This window comes from Brevundimonas sp. (assembly GCF_032017145.1).
Taxonomy (GTDB): domain Bacteria; phylum Pseudomonadota; class Alphaproteobacteria; order Caulobacterales; family Caulobacteraceae; genus Brevundimonas.
Genome location: NZ_DALZQC010000110.1, coordinates 1 through 10,423 on the forward strand (window position 1 = coordinate 1; position 10,423 = coordinate 10,423).

Here is a 10,423-nt window from a genome sequence, read left to right on the forward strand (position 1 = left end):
TGGCGGCCCCGACCTCGGCGGCGGCGGCCGTCAGCGTCTCGGCGTTCAGGTCCCACAGCACCACCTTGCCGCCCTCGGCGACGATGCGGGCGGCCGCGGCCTTGCCCAGGCCCGACGCCCCGCCGGTGACGACGGCGGTGCGGCCCGCGAAACGCCCGTGATAGGCGCTCATCGGGCCCACTCCACGAAGGTCTGGCCCTGTTCGCCCAGCTTCTGGATGCCCAGGCGAACCGTGTCGCCGGCTTTCAGATAGAGCGGCGGCTTCTGGCCCAGACCCACGCCAGGCGGGGTGCCGGTGGTGATCAGGTCGCCGGGCTCCAGCGTCATGAACTCTGACAGATAGGACACGATCTCGGCGACGCCGAAGATCATGGTGCGGGTGTTGCCGGTCTGCATCCGCTTGCCGTTCAGGTCCAACCACATGTCCAGGTCCTGGACGTCGCCGACCTCGTCGGTCGTGACCAGCCAGGGGCCGACGGGGCCGAAGGTGTCGCAGCCCTTGCCCTTGTCCCAGGTGCCGCCGCGCTCGGTCTGATAGGCGCGCTCGGACACGTCGTTGACCAGCACATAGCCGGCGACGTGATCCAGAGCCTCGGCCTTGGTGACGTAGGCGGCGGGCTTGCCGATGACGATGCCCAGCTCGACCTCCCAGTCGGTCTTCTCCGAACCGCGCGGAATGACCACGTCGTCGTTCGGCCCGTTCAGGCAGGTGATGGCCTTGGTGAACAGCACCGGCTCGGCCGGGATCGGCAGGTTGGATTCGGCGGCGTGGTCAGCGAAGTTCAGGCCGATGGCCAGGAATTTGCGCACGCCGTTTATCGGCACGCCGTAGCGGGGCTGGCCCTCGACCAGGGGCAGGGTGGTCGGGTCGATAGCCTTCAGCGCCTCGAGCGCGGGGCCATGCAGTTGGTCCGGGGTGATGTCGGCGATGTGGCCCGACAGGTCGCGGATGCGCCCCTCAGTATCCAGCGTGCCCGGCTTTTCCTGGCCCCTGGGGCCGTAACGCAGCAGTTTCATGGTGGGGGAAGGGCTTTCGTCTTAGCGCGCGTAGGGGCGATGCAGGGCGATGTCGCGGTTCAGCTCGACGCCGAAACCGGGCGTATCCGGAACCTTCAGGCGGCCGTTCACGGGGACGGGTTCGCCGATCAACTGCGGATGGAACATGGGCACCACCTCGTCGGCGCCGGGGGCCATCATCAGGAACTCGGCGAACGGGCTGTTATGGCGGGTCACCACGAAGTGGTAGGAATAGACCGACGAGCCGTGCGGGATCATCAGCACGCCTTTGGCGTCGGCCATGGCGGAGATCTTGATCAGTTCGGTGACGCCGCCGCACCAACCCACGTCCGGCTGGATGATGTCGCAGCATTCCATCTCCAGCAGCATGCGGAAGCCCCAGCGGGTTGCCTCATGCTCGCCGGTTGTTACCAGCATCCCCTTGGGGGCGTTCTTCTTCAGCGCCTGATAGCCCCAGTAGTCGTCGGGGCTGAGCGCCTCCTCGATCCACTTCAGGCCCAGCTTGTGGGCTTCGTGGGCCAGGCGGGTGGCGTAGTTCAGATCCAGCGCCATCCAGCAGTCGAACATCAGCCAGAAGTCGTCGCCGCAGACGTTGCGCATGCCCTCCAGCTCGGCCAGGTTCTTGTGCAGGCCCTCTTCGCCCTCGGCGGGGCCGTGATGCAGGGGCATCTTGCCGCCGATGAAGCCCAGTTCCTTGGCTTTGTCGGGACGCGCGCCGGTGGCGTAGAAGGTCAGTTCGTCGCGGACCGGACCGCCCAGCATGGCGAAGACCGGCTCCTGACGCAGACGGCCCAAGAGGTCCCACAGGGCCAGATCGACGCCGGAGATGGCGTTCACTACCAGACCCTTGCGGCCGTAATACTGGGTGGAGAAATACATCTGGTCCCAGATCTTCTCGACCTCGGACGGATCGCGGCCCTCCAGGAAGCGGGCCAGGTGTTTCTCGACGATATAGGCGGCCGGTTCGCCGCCGGTCGTGACCGCGAACCCGACCACGCCGTTTTCGGCCTCGATCTCGACCACCAGGGTGCCCAGCACATTGATGCCGAAGCTGCGGCGGCTCTGGCGGTACTCGGGGTATTTCGCCATCGGGGTGGCGATGTGGTCGTCGATCCAGTGGCCGTCGCCCTGATCGTGGTAGTCGGCGCCGCCGCCTGCGCCGTCGTTCTTCACGACGAAGGCGCGGACGTGTTTGATGCGGGGCAGGCGGCTCATCGCGTCATCACCAGTGATTGGCGATTCGCTCCCATAATGCGGGATTTCACTGGCGTTCCTCCGTGCATGGCGTCAAAGTCAGGCTCGTGTGACGGAGCGACTTGCGCGTTTTGCTACATTCTGAGAATGAGGATTACGAAATGGGACGAACGCCGTCAATGAAGACCGCACAGGTCGATGGGGATGAAGAGATCGGCGCCAAGGCGTCCGGCAGCCAGACCCTGCTGCGGGGTCTGGACGTCATCGACGCCCTGATCGACGGCTCCTTGCCCCTGGCCGAACTGTCCGAAAAGCTGGAACTGACGCGCAGCACGACCCACCGTCTGGCCTCGGCCCTGGTCGAGCGGCGGCTGCTGTCGTTCCGCCCGCGCGAAGGCTATTCCCTGGGTCCCAAACTGCTGGAGCTTGGCCATGCGGCCAGCCAGCAGATGCATCTGCCGCGCGTGGCCCGGCCGTGGCTGGAGCAGCTGTCGGCCCAGACCGACGACACCGTTCATCTGGGCGTGCTGGACGGGCGTCATGCGCTTTATCTGGACAAGGTGGCGGGGCGCAGGCGGATCAACATCGGCTCGCGCCTGGGCGAACGTCATCCCATCGCCTCGACCGGCCTGGGCAAGGCGCTGATCCTGGACAAGACCGAGGCGGACTGGATCGACTTCTACGCCGAGCCGGGGGCGGCCTATGACTCCTCGGCCCGCGCCGTCTGGCTGGAGCGGATGCATGGCTATGCCCAGAAGGGCTACGCCTTCGACCTGGAAGAGAACGAGGATCAGATCCGCTGCGTCGCCGCGCCGATCCGCTCGGTGAACGGCCAGATCGTCGCCGCCCTCAGCGTCTCCTCGGCGGCGCAATACATGTCCGACGCCCGGATGACCGAACTGACCAAGACCGTGACCGAGGCCGCCGACGCCATCAGCGCCGACCTGGGCTGGTCGCCCAAACCCTGAAACCGAACCCTCGCCGGAGCTCCCATGCTGCTTGAAAACAAGGTCGTCCTGATCACGGGCGCATCGCGGGGCATCGGGCGGGCGACGGCGATCGAGGCCGCGCATCAGGGCGCCGACGTCGCCCTCAACACTTTCAACGACGATGCGGCCGCCGCCGAGGTGGTCGCCCAGATCGAGGCGCTGGGCCGCCGGGCCATCGCCGTCGATGGCGACGTGGCCCAGCCCGAGAGCGCAGCAGCCTTCGTCGCCGCCGCGGTCCAGGCGCTGGGCCGGGTGGACGTCTTCGTCTCCAACGCCGGCATCTGTCCGTTCCACGCCTTCCTGGACATGCCGGTCGAGACCCTGCGCCGGACGATGGAGGTCAATCTGCACGGCGCCTATTACATGGTGCAGGCGGCGGCCAATCAGATGGTGAAGCAGGGAGATGGCGGCGCCATCGTCGCCATCAGCTCGATCTCGGCCCTGGTCGGCGGCGAGATGCAGACCCACTACACCCCGACCAAGGCGGGGGTGCACAGCCTGATGCAGTCCTGCGCCGTCGCCCTGGGCCGTCACGGCATCCGCTGCAACTCGGTCCTGCCCGGCACCATCGCCACCGACATCAACAAGGACGACCTCGCCGATCCGAAGAAGCGCCAATACATGGAGGGCCGCATCCCGCTGGGTCGTCTGGGCCGGCCCGAGGACATCGCCTCCGTCGTCGCCTTCCTGGCCTCCGACATGGCGTCCTATATGTCCGGCGCGGCCCTGCTGGTCGACGGCGGCGCCTTCGCCAACTTCCAGTAGGACGGCGGCGTGATCATCTCCTCGCCCGGCGACTATCGCGAGGCGGCGCGGCGCAAGCTGCCGCCCTTCCTGTTCCACTACATCGACGGCGGCGCCTATGCCGAGCAGACCCTGCGCCGCAACGTCGAGGACTGGCAGGCCATCGCCCTGCGCCAGCGCGTGCTGCAGGACATGACCAGCCTCAGCCTTGAGACCAAGCTGTTCGAAGAAACCCTGCGCCTGCCGATCATCCTGGCGCCCGTCGGCCTGACCGGCATGTACGCTCGGCGCGGCGAGGTGCAGGCGGCCAAGGCGGCGGCCTCGCGCGGCGTGCCCTTCACCCTGTCCACTGTCTCAGTCTGCCCGATCGAGGAGGTGGCGCCCGCCATCGACCGACCCATGTGGTTCCAGCTTTATGTGCTGCGCGACCGAGGCTTCATGAAGAATGCGCTGGAACGGGCCAGGGCGGCGGGGGTGAAGACTCTGGTCTTCACCGTCGACATGCCCACCCCCGGCGCCCGCTATCGCGACGCCCATTCGGGCATGAGCGGCCCGAACGCCGAAATCCGCCGCATGGTTCAGGCCATGACCCATCCCGCCTGGGCCTGGGACGTGGGGTTGAATGGCCGGCCGCACGACCTGGGCAATGTGTCGGCCTATCTGGGCAAGCCGACGGGGCTGGCCGACTATATCGGCTGGCTGGCCAATAATTTCGACCCGTCGATTTCCTGGAAGGACCTGCAATGGATCCGCGACTTCTGGGACGGGCCGATGATCATCAAGGGCGTGCTTGATCCGCAGGACGCCCGCGACGCCGTCAGTTTCGGCGCCGACGGCATCGTGGTGTCGAACCACGGCGGACGGCAGCTGGACGGGGTTCTGTCGTCTGCCCGCGCTCTGCCCGCCATAGCCGATGCGGTGAAGGGCGATCTGAAGATCATGGTGGATTCCGGCGTGCGCAACGGGCTGGACGTGGTGCGGGCGATCTCGCTGGGCGCCGACGCGGTCCTGCTGGGCCGAGCCTTCATCTATGCGCTGGCGGCGAACGGTCAGCCGGGCGTCGAAAACCTGCTGGACCTGTTCGAAAAGGAAATGCGCGTCGCCATGACCCTGACCGGGGCGAAGTCGGTCGCGGGCATGACCCGCGAGATGCTGGCGACCTGACCCGCGTCAGACCGCCAGCCGCTTCTCATCGATAGGGCGTCAGGTCGATGGCGTCGGCCATGGCGCGGAAGCCCGCATCATTGGGGTGCAGGTGATCGCCGCTGTCATAGGCGGCGGCCAGTTTCAGCGGCTGGGCGGGGTCGCGCATCACCGAGTCGAAGTCGATGACGCCGTCCGCCTCTGTGTTTGAACGTATCCAGGTATTGACGGCCTGGCGGGTCGCTTCGCCCTGTTCGGACCAGTAGTTGGCGTCCTTGAACGGCAGGATGGTCGCCAGCCTGATCTTCAGGCCGGCGGCATGGGCGCGGGCGATCATCTGGCGGTAGCCCGCGATCAGATCGGCCGGGGTCGGCGGCTGCGGATCATGGTCGCGCCAGGCCATGCCGAAGTCGTTGACGCCCTCCAGCACGATCACATCCGTCCCGCCCGGCACGGCCAGAACATCGCGGTCGAATCGCGCCAGGGCCGCCACGCCCAGACCCGGCTTGGGCTTCAGGATGCGGTTGCCCGAAATGCCCGCGTTGGCGACAGCCACCGAGGTCAGGCCCGCCGCCTGCAGACGGCGCGCCAGCAGGTCGGGCCAGCGCTGGTCGGCGTCGCGCGTGCCGTTGGCGCCGTCGGTGATGGAATCGCCCAGGGTCACGATCACCCGACCCGCTTCCGCCCGCTCGACATCGACGCCCGAGATCAGGAGGCGCTGCGTCACCAGGGTGGGGTCGGTCAGTGCGGCGGCCGCCGTCTGGTCGCCAGGCGCGATCCAGGCGGACGACAGGCCCAGCAGGTGAATGGTGGGATCGGCGACCTCATCGGGCAGATACAGGCTGATCGACAGACGACTCAGCGCGGGCAGGGCCAGATCGACCGGATCGCTGAGCAGGGGCGCCTCCGGGGCCAGCAGGGCGCCCGCCGCGCCGTCGAACGTCAGGTCGCGCGCCGTGCCGGGGATGGGGGCTCCGTCGTCGGCCAACTGCACGATCCGCACCCGTCCGATCCGCGCCGCTGTCGGGCCGTATTCGTTCGTCAGCCGCAGGCGGAACCGTTCGCCGCCCGCGCTGACGCGAACCACCTGGCGGACGGTGACGTCCTTCAGCGTCGGCGGGCGGCGGTCGGGCGCGGCGGCCAGGGGCGAGGCGCTCCAGCTTCGCGCCCAATGGTTCTGCGCCTGGGCGCTGGGGGCGAGGGCCGAAAGGGCCAGCGCCAGGATCAGAGCTTGCTTCTTCATGGGGTCCTCAGGCGGGCGATCAGGCGACGGTCCAGACGGAGAAGTCCCGGACGGTCATGTGATTCCAGGTGGTCCTCAGGGCGAACCAGCCGCGGCGATAGGGGGCGGGGTCGTCCAGGGCGAACATGCGCCGGTCGTCGCGCCAGTATTCGATACGGCGCCCATCGGCGATCAGGCGGATGCGGTAGGGGCGATTGGCGACGATCAGATCGTCCGGCGCCGACAGGTCGTGCTGGGGCAGCAGCGGCCGTTCTCCATTGCCGACATAGCGACGGAAACGGGACGAGGTGTTCGAGTTGCCGCCCAGCCCGACATAATAGGTCCGCATCACGTCATAATCGGCGAAGGCGCCCGAGCGCTGGCGAGCGATCAGGTCGCTGGGACTGCGGGGATCATCGGCCATCCAGAAGCAGTTCAGGTCGCTGACGCGATCATGGGCGCCGCCCGCCGACACTGCCGTTGCGGTGAAGCGGATCTCGACCGGCGACGTCAGTTCCGGTCTGAACCAGGCGCTGGCGCCCAGCGGCACGTCGAAGGTCATGACCCCGTCCGCCGCGCTGACCGTACCGCGTCCCTGCTCCAGCTCGATCAGCCACTGATCCAGTCCGTGCCGGAAGTCGTCGGCGTAGAGCTGGCGGGCCCCGGTTCTGAGCCTCGTTCGGGGTGAGGCGGCGCATCCCGCCGCCAGACCGGCGGCGCCCAGCAGGGCGAGACGTCGGCTCAGGCTCATTGGCCGTGACCCTGCGGCGCGTCGAAGGCGAAGCTGGGGTGCGACGGCTGGTTATAGGCCGAGTTCTGGCCGGAGACCTGCGAGCGATATTGGGCGTCGTGCATCAGGGTGACATGACGCAAGGCGGTCGGGTGCGGGGTCACATAGATGCGCAGCGCCGAGCTGTCGGCCGTGCGCCAGATCACCTCTTCGCGCCAGTCGCCCAGGATGTCGGCGACCAGAACCGGATTGGCCTTGGTGCCGTTGTTGGAGGCTGCGCCCTCGGCGCTCAGCAGGGGGACGGACCGCTGGTTCTCCCAGTCCCATTTGAAGATGCGTGTGCCGTCCAGCAGTTCGCGCAAGGCGTCGCCGTCCCACCAGACGCCGAAATTCATCTGCTGCGGGCGGGTGTGCGAGATGACCCGGCCGTCCGCCGAATACAGGTCGTTGCTGTTCGACGCCCAGACCTCGGCGCCCGGATAGCGAGGATCGATGTCGATGGCGACGCCGCGCCCGACATCCTGCTGTCCGGGCGTGCGCCACAGGACTTCGCCGGTGCGGGCGTCGACCATGGCCGAACCGACGCCGCCGTTGCCGACGACGTTTTCGTGCACCCCGAACTTCTCCAGCCCCGGCCGCGTCGGGTCCAGATCGCCGACGTGCATGGCGTCGCCGTGGCCCAGCCGCGTGGTCCACAGCGGCGTTCCGTCGTCGTCCAGCGCCATGGCGCCGTAGAGGATCTCCTGACGCCCGTCGCCATCCACGTCGGCGACGCTGAACTGGTGATTGCCCTGGCCGGCGTAGCCTTCGGGCGCCGTGTCGCTGTCGAAGACCCAGCGCCGGCTCAGCCGCCCGTCGCGCCAGTCCCATGCGGCGACCACGGTGCGTCCGTAATAGCCGCGCGCCATGACGATGCTGGGCAGACGCCCGTCCAGATAGGCCGCGCCGCCCAGATACCGCTCGGACCGATTGCCGTAGCCGTCGCCCCAGATGGCCGCCATCTCTTCAGAGGTCGCGTCATCGCCCGTTCGACCGCGCGACGGCACATAGGGCGCGCTGGCCAGGGCCGCGCCGGTGCGGCCGTCGAAGACGGTGATGAACTCCGGCCCCGACAGGATGCGGCCGACCAGACCGGCCGCCAGGCTTCCATCCGGCTTGCGCTCGGCGCCCGTGCGGTCATGGCTGGGGATTTCGCCGCCGTCTTCGCGCCAGTCGGCTTCGGCGTCGCCGATCATCCGACCGGCGCCGTCGATCGTGCCGTCCGCGGTCTTCAGCACCACCTCGGCCCGGCCGTCGCCGTCGAAGTCCTGCACGACCATCTGGGTGTAGTGGGCGCCCGAACGAATGTTGCGACCCAGGTCGATGCGCCACAGCCGCCGTCCGTCCAAAGTATAGGCGTCGATCAGGGTCGGGCCGGTGAAGCCGGCGAAGGCGTTGTCCTTGGCGTTTGTCGGCTGCCATTTCAGGATGATCTCATAGCGCCCGTCGCCATCCAGATCGCCGACCGTCCCGTCGTTGGCCTCGTATTCATAGGCCACGCCGTCCGGCGTCACGCCGCCGGCGGGGCGATCCAGCGGGATGGTCAGATAGCCCTCGGGCAGGTTCAGCGCGGCGGCGTCCTGGGTTTCGCCCGTCAGACGCACGGAATAGCGGGCGCCGAGATCGCCGGACGGATCGCGCCATCCGGTCGGATCGGTCGATGTCTTCCGCCCAAGGCGTACGCCGTCCCTGAACACCTCGAAGCGCGCCTGGGCAGGGTCGGAGGCGCTCAGTCGCCATTGAACGAACACGCCGCCGTCCGCCATTGGCGTGGCGACGACGGATCGATCCAGGGCCTCCAGGCGGATGGCTTGCGGCTCCGCCTTCGCCGCCTGTGGCGCAAGCGAAAGGACGGCCGCCAAGGCGACAGTTGTCGTCCACGTCACGGATTGGACCACGAAATCTTCCCATAGAATGTCCACTTATTGGGACGTTGTGTCACTATAGGGTTTGAAGGCCGTTGTGTGAAAGTCCGTTTTTCCGAAGTCGGGCGTCGCGCCCTTGATCGGCCTTGTCTATCGACGCCGTCGGATCAGCGCCAAGGCCAGGACGGTCAGCCAGGCGGTCAGCAGGGCGGCGCCGAAGTGGTCCCACAGGCCGTCTTCCAACAGGGCGCCAATCAGGCCCACCAGGGTCAGGACGAACAGGACGGCGGGTATGCCGAAGATGGCGCCCAGGCTGAGGTCCTTGCGGCTCATGCCGGCTTCCTGCGCTTGGCCAGCCACAGATAGAGGCCGGAAATCAGGATGACGATGGTGGCGATGTCCAGCAGCGTCCAGACGATCTTCAATCCCAGCCCGCCATAGTCGCCGAAGTGCAGCGGCTGGGACAGGGACAGGGTCTTCACATACCAGGGCATGGAGGCGACCGCCGCCAGTTCGCCCGTGCGCGCATCGATCAGGGCGGGCGTGGTCATGTGCTTGGTCAGCGGCGTGTCGCCGTGGAAGAAGACGGCATAGTGATGGTCGGTCGAATAGGTCGATCCCGGAAAGGCCACGAACTGCAGCGTCATGCCGGGCAGGGCGGCCTGGGCGCGCTTGACCGCCGCATCCAGCGAGGCGCGCCGGCCGGCCGGCGCGGGGGCGTCATAGGCGACGGTCAGCTCCTTCAGCGCCGTGTCCTTCCACAAGGCGATGATCGGCGTGGCCAGGGTGTTGACCACCCCGGTCGCCCCCACCACCAGCACCCAGGCCAGGGTCACCACGCCCAAGAGGTTGTGATAGTCCAGCCAGCGGGTCCGCGCCGCCTTGGACGCCCGCACCGTGCCGAACGGCAGGCGGCGCATGAAGGGCGCATAAAGCACGACCCCCGACACCAGGGCCGCGACCAGCATCAGCCCCATGGCCCCCAGGAACAGCATTCCCGGCAGGCCCAGGAACATGTCGGTGTGCAACTGCAGCAGGAACTCCATCACCGGATGGCCGGCGACCAGAGGGGCGACCTCGCCGCTGGTTTGGTCGATGGGTTCGAAACTGTATTGGCCGGCGGGCGCGTCGGGCGGGCGGCTGGTGACGTTCACCACGGGCCGATCCTCGTCGAAGCTCATGAAGGCGGGAACCTCGCCCGGATGCAGGGCCAGGGCCGCGCTCAACACCTGGTCCAGGTTCAGGAGAGGCCCGTCCGGGTTCTTGGGCTGCCAGGGTTCGTGCAGCAGCACCTCGTCCAGCTCGTGGGTGAACACCAGCGGCAGGCCGGTGACGCACAGCATCAACAGGAACACCGTCGAGACCAGGCTCGACCATTTGTGGACCCAGGACCAGGCGCGGATGGTTCGGGCTTTCATCGGTCGCCTCTAGGTTCTGTGGACACTTATCGCATCCATAAGATGGTTGCGGCGAGGTGCAG

Annotated in this window: 10 protein-coding genes and 1 pseudogene; 3 read left to right on the plus strand and 8 right to left on the minus strand. The window is 67.7% G+C overall.

What is annotated here, in order from left to right; translation table 11 throughout:
• The 3 genes from RTU05_RS14865 to rhmD form a co-directional block, all read right to left on the minus strand.
• Positions 1–172 (minus strand): SDR family NAD(P)-dependent oxidoreductase (locus tag RTU05_RS14865; RefSeq protein ID WP_312599138.1); only part of this gene is annotated, 172 nt, incomplete at its 3' end.
• The gene (locus RTU05_RS14870) at positions 169–1,017 is read right to left on the minus strand and encodes a fumarylacetoacetate hydrolase family protein (RefSeq protein ID WP_312599129.1); all 849 of its coding nucleotides are present in this window, start codon (positions 1,015–1,017) and stop codon (positions 169–171) included. The genes RTU05_RS14870 and RTU05_RS14865, both read right to left, overlap by 4 nt.
• Before the next feature lie 21 nt (positions 1,018–1,038).
• The gene (gene rhmD / locus RTU05_RS14875) at positions 1,039–2,232 is read right to left on the minus strand and encodes an L-rhamnonate dehydratase (RefSeq protein ID WP_312599130.1); all 1,194 of its coding nucleotides are present in this window, start codon (positions 2,230–2,232) and stop codon (positions 1,039–1,041) included.
• A gap of 158 nt (positions 2,233–2,390) precedes the next feature.
• Here rhmD and RTU05_RS14880 point away from each other — a divergent pair, with 158 nt between their 5' ends.
• Genes RTU05_RS14880 through lldD form a run of 3 tightly spaced genes read left to right on the plus strand, consistent with a single transcriptional unit; the run spans position 2,391 to position 5,108 of the window.
• Positions 2,391–3,179, plus strand: a complete 789-nt coding sequence (locus RTU05_RS14880) for an IclR family transcriptional regulator (protein ID WP_312599131.1) — start codon at positions 2,391–2,393, stop codon at positions 3,177–3,179.
• Positions 3,180–3,203: 24 nt separating this feature from the next.
• On the plus strand, positions 3,204–3,965 hold the full coding sequence (locus tag RTU05_RS14885; RefSeq protein WP_312599132.1) for an SDR family NAD(P)-dependent oxidoreductase: 762 nt from the start codon (positions 3,204–3,206) through the stop codon (positions 3,963–3,965).
• A 9-nt stretch (positions 3,966–3,974) separates the two neighbouring features.
• Positions 3,975–5,108: an FMN-dependent L-lactate dehydrogenase LldD gene (lldD, locus tag RTU05_RS14890; protein ID WP_312599133.1), complete on the plus strand. Its 1,134-nt coding sequence runs from the start codon at positions 3,975–3,977 to the stop codon at positions 5,106–5,108.
• A gap of 25 nt (positions 5,109–5,133) precedes the next feature.
• Here lldD and RTU05_RS14895 read toward each other — a convergent pair whose 3' ends face one another.
• The 5 genes and pseudogenes from RTU05_RS14895 to RTU05_RS14915 all read right to left on the minus strand — a co-directional run.
• Entirely contained in the window at positions 5,134–6,330 is a 1,197-nt protein-coding gene (locus tag RTU05_RS14895; protein ID WP_312599134.1) for an SGNH/GDSL hydrolase family protein, read from the minus strand.
• Positions 6,331–6,349: 19 nt separating this feature from the next.
• The gene (locus RTU05_RS14900; protein ID WP_312599135.1) at positions 6,350–7,060 is read right to left on the minus strand and encodes a DUF6250 domain-containing protein; all 711 of its coding nucleotides are present in this window, start codon (positions 7,058–7,060) and stop codon (positions 6,350–6,352) included.
• Entirely contained in the window at positions 7,057–8,940 is a 1,884-nt protein-coding gene (locus RTU05_RS14905) for a rhamnogalacturonan lyase (RefSeq protein ID WP_312599136.1), read from the minus strand. Before RTU05_RS14905 ends, RTU05_RS14900 begins: the two co-directional genes overlap by 4 nt.
• A 153-nt stretch (positions 8,941–9,093) precedes the next feature.
• Positions 9,094–9,276, minus strand: coding sequence for a hypothetical protein (locus RTU05_RS14910; RefSeq protein WP_312599137.1), 183 nt, complete (start codon positions 9,274–9,276; stop codon positions 9,094–9,096).
• Positions 9,273–10,364: pseudogene (locus tag RTU05_RS14915) on the minus strand (PepSY-associated TM helix domain-containing protein); the annotation flags it as partial. The gene RTU05_RS14910 and the pseudogene RTU05_RS14915, both read right to left, overlap by 4 nt.
• Positions 10,365–10,423 lie beyond the last annotated feature (59 nt).

Excerpts from the sequence above, each read along its gene's own strand:
- RTU05_RS14885 (WP_312599132.1), top strand. The coding sequence starts at position 3,204 with ATGCTGCTTGAAAACAAGGTCGTCCTGATCACGGGCGCATCGCGGGGC.
- RTU05_RS14895 (WP_312599134.1), bottom strand. The coding sequence starts at position 6,330 with ATGAAGAAGCAAGCTCTGATCCTGGCGCTGGCCCTTTCGGCCCTCGCC.
- RTU05_RS14910 (WP_312599137.1), bottom strand. The coding sequence starts at position 9,276 with ATGAGCCGCAAGGACCTCAGCCTGGGCGCCATCTTCGGCATACCCGCC.
- rhmD (WP_312599130.1), bottom strand. The coding sequence starts at position 2,232 with ATGAGCCGCCTGCCCCGCATCAAACACGTCCGCGCCTTCGTCGTGAAG.
- RTU05_RS14870 (WP_312599129.1), bottom strand. The coding sequence starts at position 1,017 with ATGAAACTGCTGCGTTACGGCCCCAGGGGCCAGGAAAAGCCGGGCACG.
- RTU05_RS14880 (WP_312599131.1), top strand. The coding sequence starts at position 2,391 with ATGAAGACCGCACAGGTCGATGGGGATGAAGAGATCGGCGCCAAGGCG.
- RTU05_RS14900 (WP_312599135.1), bottom strand. The coding sequence starts at position 7,060 with ATGAGCCTGAGCCGACGTCTCGCCCTGCTGGGCGCCGCCGGTCTGGCG.